We start from the raw sequence: 18,977 nt of genomic DNA, 5'->3' as shown, positions 1-18,977 counted from the left end.
AGACTATCGGGCATGGGAACTGACACTGCTCGGGAGAGGCCCGCCCCGAACCGTGACACCGCTGTCCCCGATTCCTACGCAATCTACGTCGACGCTCGAGGCGTCGACGTCTGGCAATACCGCGTCGACCTCGAGGAACCGGGCGGCGCTTGGCAGTTCGTCGAGACGCACGACGCCGGGGACGACCTCCGAGTGTCGCTCGAACTCGCGACGCTGACGCCCCCGTCCGGGAGCGGATACTGGGTGTACAGCAGGACCTACGACTGCGAAATCGATTGTAAATGAACTGCCTCGGGGTCAAGCCCTGAGGCACTCGGCCTGTCTCGCCTGTAGACCGCGGCCGAATCGCTCAGGCCTCCAGTTCGAGGGAGTAAATCCGCTTTCGGGCGTCGGCAAACGAGATTCGCGACGAAACGATTTCGGCCTCTTCGAGCTGATCGAGCGCATACCGAACGGTCCGCGGGGGGAGAAGCGTCGACTCGGCGAGAGCCGACTGCGTACTCTCGCCCTCGTACTCGAGGGTCTTCGCGACCAGCTTGGCACTGGGCGAGAGCTCGAGGAGTTCCGAGGGCGCCGACCGCGCCGAAATCGTGGTTTTATCCGGCATTACGGGTGGAAATAGCCGGACGAACATCTTAATCTGCGAGCGTCTGTGCGATCAACTCACACAAATGAGCACCGCGGCCGACGTGGTTCGTCTCGCCTGAGCACCGAGGCGAGTCCGTGCCGTCGTATCAGGAAGACAGCCGAGGCGAATGGTTACTCCGTCGACGCTGCCCACTCCAAGATCGGTTCGAGCCGCGTCCGTAGCTCGTCACCGTCCTCAGTGAGGGCATACTCGACGCGAGGCGGGATCTCGTTATACTGAGTTCGAGAGACGAGTCCAGCCTCCTCAAATTCGTCGAGTCGTTTCGAGATGGTCGAGGTACTCGCCGTCGGAAGGTGCGCTTCGATCTCCGCGAATCGAAGCGAGTCGTGCGCCCCGATGATGCTGACGAGCTGCATCGCGTATTTTTGACTCAGTGTCCCGATCACACCCGTGAGCGGACAGTAGCACGTGCCGTCAATATCACAGGCGGGAGCGTCTGCGGTGGTATCTGCCATAGCTTTGTAGCCTCCAACTTACTCCATAGCTTTGGACTTCGAAGTATAAACGCCTCCTGTTGTAAAGTAACGGTATACGTGACTAGCGACCCCAACTACGACCTCGTGATTCTCGGCGGCGGCGCCGCGGCCTTCGCTGCGATTACTGAAGCGAGCCGGCGGGACCTTTCGACGGCAATGGTGAACACGGGCCTGCCGATCGGCGGGACCTGCGTGAACGTCGGCTGTGTCCCAAGTAAACATCTGCTTGCCGTCGCCGAAAACGGTGCTGCAGCGTCGGAGAACCCCTTCGACGCCGTTCGATACCCCGAGGAGCCGACCGTCAACTGGGCCGACGCCCTCGACGGCACCGACGAACTCGTCGAGCGGTTCCGGCAGGAGAACTACGTCGATGTTGCCGAGCACTTCGAGACCGATATCTACGAAGGGTACGGGCAGCTAGTCGACAGCGAGGGACACAGTCCCTCGGGCAACCGGACGCAGTCCGGTGACGACACGACTATCGAGATCGTCGACGGCGCCGACGAGGGCGCACGTATCACCGGAAAAAAGGCGCTCGTCGCGACCGGAAGCTCACCGTGGGCACCGCCCATCGACGGCCTCGAGGACGTCGACTACTACACGAGCGAGACGATCCTCGAAAAGCGCGACCTCCCCGAGAGCATCGTAATGCTCGGCGGCGGGTACATCGCACTGGAGTGGGGCCAGATTCTCCACCACGTCGGTGTCGACGTGACGATCCTCCAGCGCTCCGAGCGCGTGCTCTCAGGAATGGAAGGGCAACTCGGCCGCGAGATACAGCGTGTATTCAACGAGGACGGCATCGAGGTGGTCACCGGCAACGACTTCCAGCGCGTCCGTACGTCAGCAACCGCCGGTGAAACCAAAACGAGACAGTCGGGCGTCGCCGTCGAGACGGCCGTCGAGGGCACCGAACGAACGATCACCGGCGACGCGCTGTTCGTCGCGACCGGCGTCCAGCCTAACAGCGACGGGATCGGTCTCGAATCAGTAGGGGTGGAAACGGACGACAATGGAACGATCCACGTCGACGAGCACTTCCAGACGACGAATTCTCACATCTACGCGGCGGGCGACGTGATCGGCGAGCCCGAACTCGAGACAGTTGCTGCCAAGGAGGGCAATCACGCTGTCAAGAACGCGTTCAGTGACGAGGGTGTCAGTATCGACTACGACGCAGTCCCCGCAGTTGTTTTCACCAGCCCGGAGGTCGCCGCAGTCGGGACAACCGAGCTGGAGTACACGGATGAGCACGGGACTTGTTCGTGCCGGACTGTTCAGATGGAGGATCTACCACGGGCGAAAGCCGTCAAAGACACCGATGGTCTCGTGCAAGTAGTCAAGCACCACGAGACCGACGAGGTCGTCGGCGTCCACATGGTCGGCCCCCGTGCCGCCGACATGATCATGGAAGCGACGCTGGCGGTGAAGTTCGGCCTCACCGTCGACGACATCATCGATACCGTTCACCCGTTCCCGACGTTCAGTGAAGCGTTCAAACAGGCTTGTCAAGCGTTCCGTCGGGATACATCGAAGATGAGCTGTTGTATCGAGTAGTGGTCTCCAAAACAAATATCGAACACTCCCATTCTGAGCTATTTGTTCTAACAGTAGGAGCGTTCGTGCGACCTCGTTCCACATCCGCGAAGACTGTTTAAGATGACTGCGCTCACTCTTTACTAAGACCTAATGTTGGAACTCTACCGCCTTCCCGGCTGCCCGTACTGTGCGAAGGTCGAAAACAAGCTCGATGAACTGGATCTGGAATACGAGGCGCATAACGTACTCCCCTTTCGGTTTCTCCGATTCGAGGTGAAATCGGTGAGCGGTCAGTCCGGGGTGCCGGTGCTCATCGACCCTGAACACGGAATCGAGGGGCTGGCAGAGAGCGACGACATCGTCGCCCATCTCGAGAACACGTACGCCTGAGGTGGTTTCAGAAGGCCGTCGGAGGTGGCACTCCTCCACACGTCGTTTTCCGCCACCACTAGAATGAGCGGCTCAATCGTCGCATTCGCTCTGGCCAGTTTTTTAGTCGTCACGATGGCTTGGGGCCTCCGTCGCCGTCATGTTACTGTGACTGCGTCCGAGATCGCGGCGACACTTCCGTGGTTCGCAGTCATCGGTGTCGCGGTCGCTATCGGACGGTCGGTACCCATGTCGGGCCCAGCCGCTGGATTCTTTCTGAGTCCGACGGTGTACCTCGTGGTCGGGGGGCTCGTCTCAGGGTTGTGGGTGATACTGGATGCCGCCGATATACACGATATTTCGCAGTGGACGGCCGTCAGCGGTGTCTTCACGGCTAGCGTCGTCGGGGGAGTGAGCCTCCTCACAGCTGATGGGCTCCAGTTGCGTGTTCTCGTCTGGAACGCGGCTGCAATCGTGATGGCAATCGGTATCACTAGACTCGTCTTGCGAGCGCTTCAGAATCGACAGCTATCCACCCATGGGTGGCTCGGTCGTGGGGTCCTCTTTGCGCACGTTCTCGACGCGACGACCACGGGAATCGGACTCGAGCGTCTCGGGAAGATCGAACGGAACCCGATCTCCGCGGCAATTATTCAGTTTGGAGACGGCGTCGGCCCATCCGGCGCCGTGCTCTTTCTTTTCGTAAAAATAACGGCCGCCATGCTCGTCTTAACCGCTCTCGACACAAACAGAGACCAGCTAGGTCGAGAGTCAGTAGGCCTACTGGTCATCGCCGCTGGTGCCGGTCTCGTTCCTGCCGTCCACAATCTCACCCTGTTCGCGCTCACGATCTCCTGAGCGATTCCCTCCACGATCACTCCACGGCAATAGTCGAGACACAATCACGCGCTCTTTCGGCACGGGCGTTATTAAGACGGAGGCTATCGCCGTTCCGGATGTTCGAACTCGAACTGCTCCGATTGGATGATTTCTACCGTCTCTTCGATAGACGGCCGGTCACCCCAGAACGTCCCGTAATAGGCGAAGCGAACAGTCCCAGTCGGATCGAGAATAATCGTCGCAGGTCGATTGATATACTCGGCGTGGACGGCGTAAGCCATCGGATCGACGCCGTATGTCGCGCCGACCGCCCCCGCCCGATCGAGGAGGTGTGGCCACCAGATCCGCTCCGCGTAGGACTCGATGAACGACTCCTCGGCGAACCAGTACTCCGGTTCGAGCTCATGACCGACCATCACTCGACCGCGGTACCCGCCGTGACATTCGATCGTCGCCACGTTGATATCCGCCGCATGCAGTTCCTCGCGAAGCTCGATCAGTTCGTCGAACTCGCGGTGACAGACCGGACACCAGTCGGCAAACACCCAAATCAGGACCGTCCACTCGTCTCCAACCGAGTCCTCCAAGTCCCATGTCCGTCCGTCAGTATCCGGCAGTACGAATGACGGCGCTGCCTCACCAACTGCCAGCTGTTCAAACGTGTCTTCGTCGAGATTTCGATACGCGGCCTCCAGCTCGGGTTCGGCGACGGCGCCCTTTTCGATGCGGTCGATCGAAAGTTCGGCTTGATGACGGACGTCTTTCGAGTCGTCGTTCGCGTGCCGGTCACGGAGCAAGTCCAGTGACTGGGTGGCACCGATTTGCCCCAACGCGACGATCGCCTGGGATCGTGCCAGTGGGTCCGGATCTTCGCGAACCACCCGGTCGAGCGACTCCACCTCGCTCTGGGCTCGCAGAATTCCCAGCGCCGTTGCACAGACGTAGCGTGCCTGTACGTCGTCGTCCTCGAGTGCGCCGGCGATTTTAGACGTTTTGGCGTCTCCGAGCCGAACGAGGTCGCGGACGGCGAGCAGTCGGACTCGCCAATCGTCGTCGTCGAGGTCCGCAATGCCGTGTTCTCCGAGCGTCCGATCGATTGTGAAGCTTGTCTCATCAACAGGGTGGAATTCGTGCGTCCGGACACGGTCGAGTACCGCCTCCACGGACAGTCCATCGGAGAAGGTCGCTTCGGTATCGGTCATACACCCACGAGGCGGCCAGACCAGAAAAGGATACGCGACGGCGAGTCGGAGACAGCGGCGGAAGCCGGGGAACCGTGCCGTGAAATCAGACATCGAGCGTCTCACCCGCTCAAGAAACGCGGGCCGACCGGTGCGCGTTCAAAATACACCAGAGCGGGACTACGACGGTCGACTCGCGGTCTCGTTGGGACTCGAGAGCTGATCGCGGTCGTGGGATCGTCCATAATCGAGCCCCGGTCCGATCGGCGTAATCTCCCCCTGGTAGTAGCCGTCGTCTTTGATGTGCTCCATCCGTACGGTCTCGGCGAATCCTGGCGTCTGGTAGAGATCACGCAAATACGGCCAGAGATTGTCGTACTGGTGGAGATACTGTCGGTTACATTTGAACGCCGTATGATAACACTCGTCGAATCGGATCAGCGTCGGGAATAGACGCACGTCGGCGAGCGTCAACCGATCGCCGGCGAGATAGCGCTGGTCGGCGAGGACCCCATCCCAGTAATCCAGCGCATCGAAGACGTCGGTGACGGCCTCGTCGTATGCTTTCTGTGACTCCGCGAAGCCGGCCCGATAGACGCCGTTGTTGATCGAATCGTAGATCGAATCGATGATCCGGTCGATCTCCTCGCGGTAGCCTTCGGGATACAGCTCGCGCCCATCGTCGCCGTAGTCGGCGAACTCGGTGGCGAACATCCGCATAATCTCGATGGATTCGTTGTTGACGATGGTCTCGTGCTCTCGGTCCCAGATAACTGGCACGGTCACTCGACCGGTGTACTCGGGGTCTCCCGCGACGTACACGTCCCGGAGATAGTCACAGCCGTTGACTGTGTCGGGAGTACAGCCGTCTTTCTCGGGGGTGAACTCCCAGCCCTCGTTTTCACGCCACGGGTCGACGATGTCCATCGAGACGACATCGGTCAGCCCGGCGAGGCGGCGCGTGAGCGCGGCCCCGTGTGCCCACGGACAGTTCCGCGCGATATAGAGGTGGTACCGCCCGGCCGCCGGCCGGAATTTGGTATCCGGGGCGTCCTGGATCCAATCACGGAACGAGGTTTCAGCCCGATCGAATGCGCCACTCTCGTCAGTATACGGTCCGAGATCCGTCTTCCAGTCCCCGTCGACGAGCATATTCCGACCCATATGGCTGTGGAGGGGCTTTTCGCATACAATCCTGCCGCCCAGTCGTGCTCAGCCAACACAACCGATAGTTGGCTCCGTTCCCATCTCAGTCAGATGAACTCGGAGTTCTGCGGGCCGTTCGTGATGTGGACCTCGAACGGCTGTGTACTGACATCGTCCTGTTCGACGAGATGCCAGTAGGTCTCAGCCATCTCGTCGGGGTCGAGGAACGTCTCGTCCTCCCGGTCGGGGAACTGGTCGTGAACGCCCGGCGTGTCGATTTGCCCGTCTATGACGACGTGCGCGACGTGAACCCCTTCGGGACCGAACTCCTGAGCGATATCCATCGCCATCCCGCGGGCGGCGAACTTCGCGGCCGTGAATCCGATTGCGCCGCCGAGGCTCCGTACTGCGGAGGTCGCACCTGTAAAAATGACCGTCCCACCATCGATCTCAAGCATGTCACCAACGGCTTCCTGCGAGCAAATGAACGCGCCTCGGCCGTTGACCTCCCACGACCGTTCGAACTCCTCGACATCTAGGTCCATGAGTCCTTTCCAAGAGGCGGCACTGGCGTGGTTCACGAGAATATCGACCGGCCCGAATTCATTGCGCACCGCCTCGAACCCGTCTCGGATCTGATCGGCATCGGTAAGATCAGTCTGGACGGCCAGCCCCTCACCGGGATCAGGAAGATCCGCTGCGAGCTCGTCGATGTAGTCTGCCGACCGAGCGAAGAGTGCGACCTGACAGTCTTCAGCTGCGAATTTCCGTGCGAGCGATTCACCGAGTCCTGGACCGACACCCGCGATGACTGCTGTGTGAGCCATAGGTCCACCTACGAACCGGACCGGCAAAGCCGTGGTGACGGGCGGCCTACTGGTCGGTCGACAGCCGGAGAGCGAGTTCACCACTTTCGTTGATATCGATGAGCGCGCGATTGAGCAGTTCCCGAACGACGAACTCTAACTACCATAATCTCGGAGGATGTATTTAATAGGCCTGTTTATTACTGTCTGTATTTATAAAATAAATTAATATGACTGTTCTAACCTCATTGCGCCCTATTAACTGTTCTATTTACTTCGTTGAATCCGCAGAATACGTCAGGACTAGTCACGATAAGGTTGACACAGTATCGCTGTCGAGAGAATTCTGAGAGTCAATTTCGTGCGCTCGTTCGGTAGTTCGAGAGTAAGGATTCAAAATCGATCCCCAACCGCTGAGAATCACCACGACTTGATGGCGATTCGATCCAAAAATAGCCTATCCTCCAAAACTGTGAACTTCCACACAACCTCGGAGGTTGGGTTTGATGCGTGCCTTCTATTCGATTCACCCGTCCTGAACCAAAATCGAGATTGAACTCCCCTTGGCGGCTTTGCGCTGGTTACGAGACTGAGGAGGAACAGTACGCGGCCTACGACGGGATGTTCGCACACTATCTCCTCTCGATGGAGCGGGTGGACCGTGCGCACACGTGGACGACGCCCGATGAACTCCGTGATTGTGTGGCGGACGCCTACGCACCCGATTGATGCCGATTTAATCCAAAACTGGCCCATCCTCTGAAACTGTGAACTACACGATCTCGGAGGATGGTATTGATTCGCACCTTATATTTCATACTTATAAATATGAAATAATATATGCGCCAGCTTCGCTAACTGTTGTAATTATTCTATTCCGTAGAAACAGGGTTACCGTCACTCATCGGCGAGAACGACTCGACAACACCCGATCGCTGCTTCGATGTGGCGGTCGGCGACGGCGTCGCCCGTTTCGTCGGCCGACTCAAGCAGTGTGGCGACTTGGCGGACGCGTTTCCGTCTGGTTTGCGTGTCAAGATCGTCACTGGTGGCATCGCGGGCGACGGCTTCAGCCTCTCCGAGCCATCGGTTCGTCGCTGGCGGGACTGGGCGGTCTGCGGTCGCAGTCAGATGGGCCGCCAGTGCGTCGACCGCAGCCCGCGGCTCGGTTGGGATGTCGATCTCGTCCGTCATTGTTGGTGTGTTGGCGCCCACTCTGAAGAATTGTTGCGCCAAGCCACTCCAGATGCTTTCGAACGTCCCCAGCCGAGTGCGACCTCTTGTTCGCCTACCGTGACACGTCCTCGGTATCTGTCCGGGCTCGTTCGAGAGACACACCAGACGACACAAATCCGTACGCAACCGAGAACGACTATGATCGAGTCGCTCCTCCGGATTGACGTCGTCCTCTTCGTTCTCATCGGCGTGCTGGGCGGCGCACACTGTATCGGGATGTGCGGTCCACTTGTGACGATGTACTCGAAGCAGATGACGCCGCAGCCAGACGGCGGGACGGTGACAGCCAACGACGGGCGTGCCGGTCATCTCACGACCTACGAGGTTCGCCAGCACTTCCTGTTCAACGTCGGCCGGGCGACGACGTACGCGATTCTCGGGGCCGTCTTCGGCGCGCTCGGAAGCGTCGTGTTCGTCACCGCTGACCAGTTGACACCGATCGCCGACCTCCTGCGAGGTGTTGTCGGTCTCGCGGTCGGAGGGTTCATTGTGGCGACCGGCGTTCGGTACGTCATCGGCGGAAGCGGAGGCGACATTCGAATACCCGGCGTCCAGCGCGTTACGTCGTGGCTCGCAACGAGAGTCCATCGGCACGTCAACAGCCCGAGTATTGTCGGGCTCGGCGCCGTCCACGCGTTTCTTCCCTGCCCGATGCTGTATCCCGCGTATCTGTTCGCCTTCGCGAGCGGCTCCCCGACCACCGGGGGAATCGCTCTCGGTGCCCTCGGCATTGGGACGATTCCGGCTGTCTTCCTCTATGGAACGATTATCCAGTCGATCGACGTTGCCCACCGGCGTCGTGTTCATCGGCTGCTCGGCGTGGTGTTCGTCGTGCTGGGGTACGTGCTGTTCGCGCACGGATTGATGGCACTCGGTGTTCATCTTCCACACCCGATGTTCCCGCATTACCAGCCCCTCGGGGGCGCGATGGGGCACTGACCGAGTACTGGCCACATTTCGCTGGCTCGATACAGGAACGGACTCCCTTCGTCGGCTACGATGCGGAAAACGACGGTAGCTGGCCTCCCGGAATTTACGAGCTGTCACGCGGTGGCCACTCGTTCGAGGTCGTCGACGAGCCGTTCGATGTCGGTTCGCGGGCCCCGTGGGTACGCCCGCTCGATGATCCCTTGCTTATTGGCGAGGATGATGAGCCCGTAGTGCGGGAAGCGATACTCTAAATTCTCGATGTCATCTGCCGGTTGCTTCTCGATCTTCAGACCGAAGTGCTCGTCGTGTATCTCTTGAGCCCGCTCGTAGGTCTCTGGGCGGAGGAAGTGCCAGTTACCCGCGTCGAGGTCAACCCCCTGCTGCCCGGCGTACTCGCGGAGGGCCTCGGGGGTATCACGCTCGGGATCGAACGTGATGGGGAGAAACGCGACTTGGTCGCCGTACCCCGCCTCGGCCGCGGCCTCCTGTCCGCGACGGAGCCGGAGAATGAGTGCGGGACACACCCCGTCCGGACAATTGGTGTAAAATGACGTCCACAGCACCGCGCGCTCGCCCTCGAACTGGGCCGTCGATATCTCCTCGCCGTGGATCGGGTCGGGGACGGTGAACTCGGGCATGTTGTCACCGTAGCTCGGGAATGACGCCTCGCTGAGGTCTCGCTCCGGCGGTCCGAGAACGGTTCCTTCGGCGCCACTACTGCCAAGGACACCAAGACAACCGGCAGTGCCGGCGGTGACTCCCGCGACGCCGGCCGTTTTACAGAAACTCCGTCGGTCCATACGTTCACGTATCGGTTCCGCGGTTTTGAGGTATCTGGTGTGACCTTCGAACGCGCCACTTGCGTCCGATCCGGGCGGGTCCAGCTAGTCGTTTCCTTATTCGAAGAGGCTGTCGACGGTCCGAATGAATCGGTCGACGAGCCGGTCTGGCAGCGAGGGCGACACCACCTCAAGCAACTCAGCCGTGCTGTCCGGGCGGGTCAACGTGATCGTCATCGGGCGGTCGTCGGACTTCGTGACGATCCCAGCGTCGCTGAGGTTCGAGACGTGCCACGAGACCGTGCTCCGCGCGAGGTCCAACTCTGTGGTTAGTGTTTCCGGGCGAAGAGAACCGTCCGCATGGAGCCGCAGTACGATCTCGCGGGCGGTCTCACGTCGAAGAAATGCGAGCGCGCGTCGTTCCCACGGATCGAAGGTGGGATCAAAGTAGTGAGCTTGACCAGCGATCCGTTCGACAACCAACTCCTTATCGTTCACCAGTCGTCGGAGATGATACTGCGCCTGTCCGGTGGCGATGTCCAGATCGCGTTCCACCTGGTTGAAGTGGACGCCGGGTGTCTCGCGGACGTGTCGTCGCACCCGATCTCTGGTCGTCGCCATCTGAGTATTCGCCCGTAATCGGCTGAGAGATAAAACCTGTCGGGGCGTTCTCCTCGCACGGGAATGTTTCGCCCCGTGTCTTCTTATCACTTCGAACGCATACTGACCAGTGTCGTGATCGTATCGCTCATCTCCCGGACCGTCTTCCCGGCGCTCGTGCCACTCACCGTCCAAGGGTCGCCCGTGTTACTGGCCGTCATCGCATGCGCCGGGATCGGAACCGGTGCGCTGTTTCTTGTGAGTCTCGTCGCGTATCGACGCCGCCAGACCGGCCAGTACCGACTGATCAGCGCAGCGGTCGGCGTGCTCGTTCTGCGGTCGCTGGTCGGTGCCGGGACCGTGTGGGGGATCGTCCCGATGCCGGTTCACCACTTCGTCGAACACAGCCTCGATTTCCTGATCGCCGCGATGGTTCTCTACGCGGTGTACGCGTACGCACCGGGCTCACTAAGTGACAGCTCCACTGCGGACTGACTCGACCAGACCCAATCGCAACTGTGCCCGCGCTGTGACAATCGGTGACCGCCTCCCCCCGATCCGTCCGGTTCGTCCACTCAGTTTTCCGATTGTCGAATCCCTTCGATCAGGGTGCGGTCGATCTCTTCGTAGTCAAACATCTGGCCGCCGTGGGTGTCGATGAACGATCGGGCCTCCTCTTGGTCCGAGAAGGGGTGGAGCGCCGGGCCCATTCCACCCATTACGTCGCTTTCGGCGACGTAGACGAGGTCAGTTGCGTCGGCGAACGTCTCCGGTGCCGTCGGCGACGGCATTCGCGGCGCACCGTCACGCTGCCGCACGGTATAGTCGACGCGCGAGAAGTCGGTCACGTAGACGACGACCGGCTCCCAGTCGCGGTCGAGCCGATCGAAGTGGTAGGGAAAGAGGCTGTGGACGAGGGTGTGGAACCACGCCGGGTTGCCCTCATCCCGCGGATCGGCGTCTCGGTAGAAGATCTGCCCGTTTGCGCCCCCGTGGGGGCCGATCGCCATCCCGTGGTCGGTGTCGAACTCTCCCTCGAGATCTACCGGGTCGGGGAGCGCTTCCTCGGAGGCGCTCCCGCCCAGACAGCCGGCGAGTCCGGTGACCGCACCGCCGATCCCGGTAGCGATGACGCGGCGTCGGTTCATACCCATGCTTACGCTCACCCGATCATATCCGTTCTGGTGGGAACGTCGAATTCGCCTCACGCAGGGGTTGGGTGCGTTGATGCCGCGAAGGGAACGTACGACTCGAATTCCGATACGATCCCGCGACCGGATTTCTCACTCCGCGAACCGGAATCTGCTCCGTTCGATTACGGTACTCAGGCGCTCGCGGAAGGCAAGCGTTCCGACCGAAGCGAGGCTTCCGAAGAGCGTCCACCCCGCAAGCGAGCCGACCGCCCGGCCGACGTCAACGACGTTCCCCTCCTGCGCGAACGAAACGCCGATTACGGTCTCGAAGACGAGCCCGCGGAAGGCTCCGTTCGGCGTGAGCGCTGCTCGTCCGGCGACCGCCGACGGGTCGGCACCAGCCATCAGCGACTGAATGAGCGCTAGGTCGCCGCCGAGCGTTCCAACGAGGAATGCGAGGACCGCGAGCGCGGCCGCGCCCCGCCGGCTCGTCGCTGCTGCCGACACCCACATCGACAGCGCGAGGAACACCGTCCCGAACAGCGTGATCAGTGCGAGAAAGCGGACGTACAGCAGCGGCGAGTCGACGCCCGCGTGGGTCGCGAAGATTCCGGTGTCAGGGGCGGCGGTCAACCAGACGTAGCCGCCGATCACGGCGAATGGGAGACCGATGACCGCAACCAACGCGACCAGCCGTGCGAGCAGGACGCCGACGACGTAGCCCGCGACGCCAACCGGATACGTCCGGATCACGGCGAACTCTCCGCTGACCGCGTCCGCCAACAGCGCCCGATACCCCAGCACGACCGCGAGCAGCGGCACCAGCAGCTCGGCCGGCAGGAGGAGGTCGACAACCGCCGGAACGAACCCCGTCTCGCCACCGCCACCGACGGCGACCAGAAGCCAGAGCACGGCGAGTAAGCCGACCCCTAGGACGCCGTAACCGGGCGTGCGCAGGACTGTCACGAGCTCTCGCCGGAACACGGTTCCCGCGCCGGCAAACGCGTCGGTCACGCCGAGATCACCGGTCATTGTTCGGATACCCCCGTCACGTGGACATCGCGGTCGCCGTCGTCGCCGGACATGTTTTGCTCGTCTTCGGCCGCCACACCGTTTCCCGCTGGATCATCGTCGTCGGCGGTCTCGGACAGGGCAGCGTCGCGTCCCGCGGCCTCGTACAGCGCCGCGGTCGTGTCGACGCTGTACTCGTCGCGGAGGGCGTCGAGGTCGCCGGCGGCTACAACCCGTCCGCGGGCGAGCATGACGACGCGATCAGCGTGGGCATCGACGAGGTCGAGATTATGTGTACTCACGACGACCGTCACGTCGTCAGTCGCGTGGGTGGCCGCAGTCCGGAACGCCCGCTCGCGCATTCCGGGGTCGAGCCCGCTGGCCGGCTCGTCGAGCACGACGAGCGGTGGATCGCCCAGCATCGCCTGTGTGATGCCGAGAAGGCGCTGCATCCCGCCAGAGAGATCCTCGACCGGTTTGTCGGCGGCGTCCGACAGTCCGACCGACGCGAGCGCGGCGTCGGGGTCACCCTCGACCAGTCGTGCGTAGAACGCGAGCGTTTCCCGAGCGGTGAATCCCTCGCGGAACGGGACCCGCTGGGGGAGGTAGCCGATTGACTTCCTGCCCCCGTCCTCGGTGTTCGGCCGTTGGACCTCCCCGGTGGTCGGGGGAACGGTTCCTGCGAGCGCACCGAGCAGCGTCGACTTTCCGGAGCCGTTCGGCCCGATCACCGCGGTGAGTCCCGACCCGAACGCGAGTGACACCGAATCGAGCACCGGCACGCCGCCGTACGTCCGGGTGAGGTCGTCGACGACCACGCGATCGGGTTCAGCGCCGTCGACCGTCGACCCGGCGTCGGGCGTCCCCTCCGTCGACGAGCGCTCGGTCACGGAGACGCCTCCTCGACCGTCGCCCGTTCGTTCGCCTCGATGCCCCAGCGCAGTCGTGTTGCGTTTCGGTCGTCCGCGGTCATAGGTTGGTCGTCAAGTTGCCGAGCAGCATGGCTGCGGTCATCGATCTGCGCCCGCCAGTCGGCGTGGACCGCCGTCCCGTTCGGGTCTGCGGCCGCTGCGACCCGATCGGGAGCGTACGGCTCCGGCGCCGGCGCCGGATCGATGATACTCCCAGAACGCGCCCCCGCGACGGTGCCACGAAACCGTTCGAGAAGTTCGTTCACCGGCGACTCGCGGAGCGCAACGACGGCGGGTTCCCGGTGGAGGGCGGCGTCGATCGGCGACGTCGGGCGGTAGGCCCTCACGCCCGGCTCGTGGAGTCCCGCGTTCGCTCCCTCCCAGTAGTTGCCGCGGTCGCCGCCGCCCCACACGCGCAGCGGTCCCGCTCCCGCCCCGGCGTGGCGGTCGTTCCCTACAAAGTCGTTTGCGACCACACGGCTCGCGGGCACGACCGTCGTCGCTCGCGCGCCCTCTTCATTCTCCACGACGACGTTGTGCTCGTATAGCGAGCCGCGAGAGCTGGTGGAAAAGCCCAGACCGTTGTGTGCGAGCGTGTTGTAACCGATGTACGTCAGCGTGCCGGATGACTGTATCCCAGCCGCTGAGCCGCGGACATCGTTGCCGACGATCGCGTTGCGGGCAGGTCGAGTCATTACGGTGATCCCCGCGAAGATTTCGTCCCGGAACGAGTTGTCCGCGATTAGGGCGTCTCCGGTGAACATGAGATGGACGCCGTAACGGTTCTCTCTAAACGTCGAGTTCCTGACGATCGACCCGTCGGCGCGGTGGAGGTATATCCCGTCACGACCGTTCGTGAACGTCCCGTTGGTGACCGTCACTTGGGATTCCATTCCGGTGATTCCCATGAAGCCGTCGTCCCACTCGGACGTTCCGTTGACCTCGATATCACGGAGCACCGCGTCTGATCCGTCCCGCAGGAGAACGCCGCTCGCGTTCGTGTCGATCGTCACGTCGTCTATGAACAGCCCCGGCGCGCCGAGTCCGCGGATCCCGGCGTCGCCGTAGCCGTATCCGAGTTGGATGTTCGTATCCCACGACTCCGTCTCGTTTCCTTGCGCAGCCTCTTTGGCCCGTCGTTGGGCCGCTTCGGGATCCCGAGTCCGATTTCCGGTGCCGTCGATCGTCAGTCCCGTGACCGCAACGTTCGGCGCCCGGACAGTAATCACCGAACCGTTCCCGCCGCCGCTGACGTGTGCGCCTTCGCCGGCGATCGTGAGCGGTTTCGTGACGTTGATCCGCTCCTCGTAGGATCCTGACGGCACGACAACCGTCGTGTTCGGCGGGGCCGCGTCGACCGCGGCCGAAATCGTCTCGGCGTCCTCACCGACGGTTACCGAGACGGAGCGCTCGGCGGTTCGCTCTACAGCTGTGACCCGTTGGTCCGCCACCTCCCACCGTTCCGGTGCCATCGCCCGCGCAACCGCCCCGGAGTCAACGTCGAACGATCGCGTCCGAAGCTCCGCCCAATCGACGATTTCCCCGCCGTGGCTCCCGGTGAACGCTGTCGCCGCGTCCCGAGAAGAAAACGGGATAACCGTCTCGCCGGCGGGCGTCCCGGCCTCACTGTCGACAACGTAGACCGCTTCCTCGGCGGGCGTCCACGACGACGGTCTCGATTCGGCTGCTGTGAACAACCCCGTCTCAGTCGTCCCCGGCTCGGTTCCATCGAAGGTTTCGACGTACGCGACGAGCGGATAGCCGAACCGACGTTCGGTGTAGCCATTGTCGAGTCGATCGACGAAGGACTCGATGCCGTTGTATCCAATGACGTACTGGAGCTGTGAGTAAAAGACCTGAACGCGCGGGATTCGGCCGGAGTCGGACATTAGCGAATCCGTTTCCGTAGACAGCCCGAGCTCGACGGTATCATCGTACGCGACGGGGTCAGGGGCGTCCGCCGCAGGGTCGGCAAGAAACGCTCCAGCGACGACGAGCCCGACGATGGCCGCGAATACGACAACCCAGGCAAGCACAGCCCGCGATCGGTCGCTGTACGGGTCGAGAATCGCCACGAAACAGGTACACGTCGTCGGGATATATCTGATCTGGTTCGATTTTCGAATACGAACTCCTGTTAGTTGTGAACAAAAGCATCATACATCCTGTTTTTCGAAGGCTGGATCTCGTAACGCCTAGGACCATTCTTGTATGAGTAATTCTAATGAATCTTATTCCACGACGAATTTTCGAATGCGTTCGGTCTGTGAAGCGTATCAGCTAGGGATTTCCATCCGAAATGAACTCAAAGAGACCGATCTCGTTACCGTGTTCGAGAATCTCGGTCACGCGATAGACGCGATCGAAGACGGGTATCCAGCGTGGCATCCCGCCCCACTCTCCTTTCGCGCGATGGTCCTCTCGTTCGTGTTCATGGAGATAACGGGTGACTCGTACGCCGACTTTTCTCGACGACTCACCCGGCAACCGGAAGTAGCGACTATCCTCGGCTTCAGTCGAATACCCGATGAATCAGCGTTCTCGCGAGCGTGGCGAAATCGATTCGACGATACAGTCCATGAATATGTCCACGCTGCCGCCCATTTCGTTGTCAAAGAAATTCACGAGCGCGACATCTCAGCGTCGGAGGTTCGGCCAAAGGCAGAGATCGTCGAGGATACTGAGGAAGCCGCAGACGCAGCAGAAGACGAATCCTTCTCACAGGAGAAAATCATCCAGACGACGCGCCTCGCACGTGATCACGCCTTCGGACACTTCGACTCTGGTCGGGCGTCGAACGCCTCGTACGAGGACACGCAATTTTTCGAGTTACAGACGTTCATGGGGATGGTTCGGTGCGGAACCGGGCAGGGAGCGACTCGCTTCCAATACCGTCGTGGTGAAGAGTACAGCCCACACGGTGACACCCACCTCCGCACCGTCAAGTTGTTCGATCCCGAAGAGCTCGTGAACGGCTTCGATGAGACAACGGACCGCTTGCTTTCCGTGATCGCTTCTGAATCCTCATTCCGCCGTCCAGTCACTGCGGCGATCGACATCACGACCATCCCCTATTACGGGGATGTCGAAGGGATGTCGATGGTTAGCGGGACGAAGGACAGAGACGGTCGAGCGTTCAAATTTGCGACGCTTTCGATCATCGGACAGAACATTCCGCTGATCTTGGCTGTCGAGCCGGTCCGAGAGAGCTCTGAGTGGGATGAGAACCCGTCGAATCAGATCCATCGTACTGTGCGGCGACTGGTTCGACGAGCGAAAGAACACGTTCCGATCGAGACAGTGCTGTGTGATCGGGAGTTCGATTCGATACGCGTGTTTCAGACGCTCTCAAACCTCGATGTGAACTACCTCATTCCGAAGCGAGTCTCCAGCTCTGAACGGGATGTACTCGAACAAATGGAGGAAGGCGACCAAGAGGTGGCCGTTGAGTCAGCTTCTGTCCATGTGGAATCTGGATCGCATCCAATGCGGCTCCTGTACGTGCCGTCGACGAGTGGTGAGGGGACGGCCGTCTTCGCGACGAATCTCCGAGTCGGTCCGGAGGAAGCCGAGTCGTTCTGTCAGCGCTACAGCCGCCGGTGGCAGATCGAGAGTGAGTACAAATCGATCAAAGGTGACTTTCTCGCCAAGACCTCCTCGAAAGACTACCGCGTTCGCCTGTTCTACTTCGTGTTCGCGATCCTCTTGTACAATATCTGGCGGCTCACCGATTTCCTGCTGAAAGCAGGTGTCGACGGAGAGATGGACTACGCACCCGTGTTGACTGCGGGTGAGTGTGTTGAGCTCGTTGCCTCGTCGTTGATTCCACACGACTAACCCGCTGAGATCTCGCTGGGTCCGCCGCTCAAGAGTGACAACCGTGTTCAGCAGCGCCAAAATCCGCGCAATTTCGTACGCTCGTCCGGTAGATGCGACCAGTAGGGATCCAAATCAGGACTGGTCGGTGAGAGGAACCACGAATTGATGATAATTCGACCTGAAACTGGCCTATCCTCCGAAACTGTGGGAGTAGCGGTCACAAAATTCCTATAGCGAGATGCGATATATTACAGGTCGATAACGGGGAGTTTCTCCGAATAGATCCTGGATCGAGGCGTGTTTACCCCTGCTTCGAGACAGAAGGATCGACCTCCTCGGAGGTATGAAAGCGCCGGAAACAACGTTTCCGGTAGGTTCAGTGCTACAATTTCGGATTAACGAGGCTATCCCGAGCAGTGGACCCACACAACGATATCCGAGGTAGTGGTGCTAATAAATTGAGTAACCTATCAGCACTGCCGGTCGATCCACTGACACCACTTCTCGAAGTCCTCCGCTCCGGACTGGTCTGCGATGTTACGTAGTGTTCCAGTTCGGATCCGATCGTGTTGCGGGACGGAGACGACACGGACATCGTCGTCGTTCGTCGGGTGCTCGTATCGAAGCTTGACGTGGCTGCCGGTCCGATCAACGATAGCAAAACGATTCTTCGAGAGTGCTTTGACGATATCGCGTCCGGAAAAGTCAGGCGCTCCCATCCGACTTACTGCATGAAGTCGGGGAGGCCATCGTGCTCGTCGCGAGCCTGCTGTACTTCATCAGGATCGATACCGAGTTCATCAAGCACTTCTTTTTCCTCCTCCCAATTGTCGACCGAATCACCGGTTTCTCCCTTGTGAAGTGCGACTGCCTCGTCAAGGTTGTCTAGGGCATCTTGCCGCGTCTCACCCTGGCTTGCGACACTGGTCGCCTCGTCACGGGCGACCCACCAGCCGTCGTCCGCCTGAGTGAGCGTAATCGTTCGCCCACTCCGGGCGTCGTCGTTCGTACTCGTTTCGGTACTCATTATCACTATGTTACCAGAGCGGCATCATAAGCATTCGGCCGCTGATCGAACATACCGTATAAAATCGACTCAACAACCGAGATACATGCGTACCCTGTAGTTGATGACAATCAGTCGATCACGTTCTCAGAGGCCATCTGAAACAGATTACTCACGCTATCTCGAACACTGACCCCATCATCCTCACCGTCCTGCGGTTTCAGTCTCGCTCTTATGTAGAACTACGGAAAGCCCCCATAACAAGGCAGTCAATGGTGAGATCGACGGATGCGCCTGTGAGATTCAGCGATCTAATGATCCCAAATGTATGAGCGGCCTGCTCCAAGCCTTGCTTGGACAGGCCGCGGAACTTCCGCAGCCACGGTTGAACAAGCGAAAACAGACATTCTGCCTGATTAATGTGGACTCCGTCAGGCGATACGTACCTCTCTTTGTGGACGACCGTTCGGTGATCCCGATCCATCTCGCGGTACGCTTGGAGTCCATCTGTCCAGACCTCTCCCAGCCGCTGGGAGAGGTCTTCAG

The 18,977-nt window shown here is 60.7% G+C and carries 22 protein-coding genes; 7 read left to right on the top strand and 15 right to left on the bottom strand.

All coding sequences use genetic code 11. From position 1 onward, the window contains the following. The first annotated feature begins 12 nt into the window (after positions 1–12). On the top strand, positions 13–285 hold the full coding sequence (locus tag EXE47_RS08500; protein ID WP_089308231.1) for a hypothetical protein: 273 nt from the start codon (positions 13–15) through the stop codon (positions 283–285). A gap of 64 nt (positions 286–349) precedes the next feature. Here the strand turns inward: EXE47_RS08500 and EXE47_RS08495 are convergent, their stop codons facing one another. Then, positions 350–607, bottom strand: a complete 258-nt coding sequence (locus EXE47_RS08495; RefSeq protein WP_089308404.1) for a helix-turn-helix domain-containing protein — start codon at positions 605–607, stop codon at positions 350–352. Positions 608–759: 152 nt separating this feature from the next. Beyond that, positions 760–1,104, bottom strand: a complete 345-nt coding sequence (locus EXE47_RS08490; RefSeq protein WP_137708121.1) for a helix-turn-helix domain-containing protein — start codon at positions 1,102–1,104, stop codon at positions 760–762. A gap of 78 nt (positions 1,105–1,182) precedes the next feature. On the opposite strand from EXE47_RS08490, the gene merA reads away from it, so the two are divergent. The 3 genes from merA to EXE47_RS08475 all read left to right on the top strand — a co-directional run bounded on the left by merA (position 1,183) and on the right by EXE47_RS08475 (position 3,891). Continuing rightward, entirely contained in the window at positions 1,183–2,682 is a 1,500-nt protein-coding gene (merA, locus tag EXE47_RS08485; RefSeq protein WP_137708120.1) for a mercury(II) reductase, read from the top strand. Positions 2,683–2,814: 132 nt separating this feature from the next. Continuing rightward, positions 2,815–3,054, top strand: a complete 240-nt coding sequence (locus EXE47_RS08480) for a glutathione S-transferase N-terminal domain-containing protein (RefSeq protein WP_089308228.1) — start codon at positions 2,815–2,817, stop codon at positions 3,052–3,054. A 24-nt stretch (positions 3,055–3,078) separates the two neighbouring features. After that, positions 3,079–3,891 carry a DUF63 family protein gene (locus tag EXE47_RS08475; protein WP_137708119.1) on the top strand — a complete coding sequence of 271 codons (813 nt, stop codon included), beginning with the start codon at positions 3,079–3,081 and terminating at the stop codon, positions 3,889–3,891. A gap of 83 nt (positions 3,892–3,974) precedes the next feature. Here EXE47_RS08475 and EXE47_RS08470 read toward each other — a convergent pair whose 3' ends face one another. From EXE47_RS08470 to EXE47_RS08450, 4 genes are all read right to left on the bottom strand, one after another. Next, positions 3,975–5,075, bottom strand: a complete 1,101-nt coding sequence (locus EXE47_RS08470) for a redoxin domain-containing protein (protein ID WP_158293592.1) — start codon at positions 5,073–5,075, stop codon at positions 3,975–3,977. A gap of 159 nt (positions 5,076–5,234) precedes the next feature. Beyond that, on the bottom strand, positions 5,235–6,218 hold the full coding sequence (locus tag EXE47_RS08465) for a glutathione S-transferase family protein (RefSeq protein WP_241997559.1): 984 nt from the start codon (positions 6,216–6,218) through the stop codon (positions 5,235–5,237). An 89-nt stretch (positions 6,219–6,307) separates the two neighbouring features. Next, a complete protein-coding gene (locus EXE47_RS08460) occupies positions 6,308–7,027 on the bottom strand; it encodes an SDR family NAD(P)-dependent oxidoreductase (protein WP_137708187.1) in 720 nt (239 codons plus the stop codon). 876 nt (positions 7,028–7,903) lie between these two features. Then, a complete protein-coding gene (locus tag EXE47_RS08450) occupies positions 7,904–8,200 on the bottom strand; it encodes a hypothetical protein (protein ID WP_137708117.1) in 297 nt (98 codons plus the stop codon). A 180-nt stretch (positions 8,201–8,380) separates the two neighbouring features. On the opposite strand from EXE47_RS08450, the gene EXE47_RS08445 reads away from it, so the two are divergent. Then, positions 8,381–9,181 carry a sulfite exporter TauE/SafE family protein gene (locus EXE47_RS08445; RefSeq protein WP_094553316.1) on the top strand — a complete coding sequence of 267 codons (801 nt, stop codon included), beginning with the start codon at positions 8,381–8,383 and terminating at the stop codon, positions 9,179–9,181. Positions 9,182–9,285: 104 nt separating this feature from the next. Here EXE47_RS08445 and EXE47_RS08440 read toward each other — a convergent pair whose 3' ends face one another. Together EXE47_RS08440 and EXE47_RS08435 are read right to left on the bottom strand one after the other, a co-directional pair. Continuing rightward, a complete protein-coding gene (locus tag EXE47_RS08440) occupies positions 9,286–9,972 on the bottom strand; it encodes an SCO family protein (protein WP_137708116.1) in 687 nt (228 codons plus the stop codon). Positions 9,973–10,068: 96 nt separating this feature from the next. Next, positions 10,069–10,572: a helix-turn-helix domain-containing protein gene (locus EXE47_RS08435; protein ID WP_137708115.1), complete on the bottom strand. Its 504-nt coding sequence runs from the start codon at positions 10,570–10,572 to the stop codon at positions 10,069–10,071. A gap of 156 nt (positions 10,573–10,728) precedes the next feature. Between EXE47_RS08435 and EXE47_RS08430 the strand changes: the two genes are divergently transcribed. Further along, positions 10,729–11,046, top strand: coding sequence for a hypothetical protein (locus EXE47_RS08430; RefSeq protein WP_394348127.1), 318 nt, complete (start codon positions 10,729–10,731; stop codon positions 11,044–11,046). 80 nt (positions 11,047–11,126) lie between these two features. On the opposite strand, the gene EXE47_RS08425 is transcribed toward EXE47_RS08430, so the two are convergent. From EXE47_RS08425 to EXE47_RS08410, 4 genes are all read right to left on the bottom strand, one after another. After that, complete coding sequence (locus EXE47_RS08425; protein ID WP_137708114.1) at positions 11,127–11,699, bottom strand: nitrous oxide reductase accessory protein NosL; 573 nt, start codon at positions 11,697–11,699, stop codon at positions 11,127–11,129. Positions 11,700–11,834: 135 nt separating this feature from the next. Further along, on the bottom strand, positions 11,835–12,698 hold the full coding sequence (locus tag EXE47_RS08420; protein WP_137708185.1) for an ABC transporter permease subunit: 864 nt from the start codon (positions 12,696–12,698) through the stop codon (positions 11,835–11,837). 14 nt (positions 12,699–12,712) lie between these two features. Further along, positions 12,713–13,513 carry an ABC transporter ATP-binding protein gene (locus tag EXE47_RS08415; RefSeq protein ID WP_199237877.1) on the bottom strand — a complete coding sequence of 267 codons (801 nt, stop codon included), beginning with the start codon at positions 13,511–13,513 and terminating at the stop codon, positions 12,713–12,715. Between the two features lie 68 nt (positions 13,514–13,581). Continuing rightward, positions 13,582–15,681, bottom strand: coding sequence for a NosD domain-containing protein (locus tag EXE47_RS08410; RefSeq protein WP_137708112.1), 2,100 nt, complete (start codon positions 15,679–15,681; stop codon positions 13,582–13,584). Between the two features lie 178 nt (positions 15,682–15,859). Here EXE47_RS08410 and EXE47_RS08405 point away from each other — a divergent pair, with 178 nt between their 5' ends. Next, positions 15,860–17,443 carry a transposase gene (locus EXE47_RS08405; RefSeq protein ID WP_137708111.1) on the top strand — a complete coding sequence of 528 codons (1,584 nt, stop codon included), beginning with the start codon at positions 15,860–15,862 and terminating at the stop codon, positions 17,441–17,443. A gap of 452 nt (positions 17,444–17,895) precedes the next feature. On the opposite strand, the gene EXE47_RS08400 is transcribed toward EXE47_RS08405, so the two are convergent. From EXE47_RS08400 to EXE47_RS08390, 3 genes are all read right to left on the bottom strand, one after another. Beyond that, complete coding sequence (locus tag EXE47_RS08400) at positions 17,896–18,144, bottom strand: type II toxin-antitoxin system HicA family toxin (RefSeq protein WP_137708110.1); 249 nt, start codon at positions 18,142–18,144, stop codon at positions 17,896–17,898. Between the two features lie 5 nt (positions 18,145–18,149). After that, entirely contained in the window at positions 18,150–18,452 is a 303-nt protein-coding gene (locus EXE47_RS08395; RefSeq protein ID WP_137708109.1) for a type II toxin-antitoxin system HicB family antitoxin, read from the bottom strand. A 211-nt stretch (positions 18,453–18,663) separates the two neighbouring features. Further along, positions 18,664–18,977, bottom strand: a 314-nt coding sequence (locus EXE47_RS08390; RefSeq protein WP_137708108.1) for a transposase, incomplete at its 5' end; no start/stop codon positions are given.

The sequence above is a fragment of the Halorubrum sp. GN12_10-3_MGM genome (genome assembly GCF_005435235.1).
Classification (GTDB): domain Archaea; phylum Halobacteriota; class Halobacteria; order Halobacteriales; family Haloferacaceae; genus Halorubrum; species Halorubrum ezzemoulense.
This window is presented reverse-complemented; position numbering and strand designations above follow the sequence as displayed.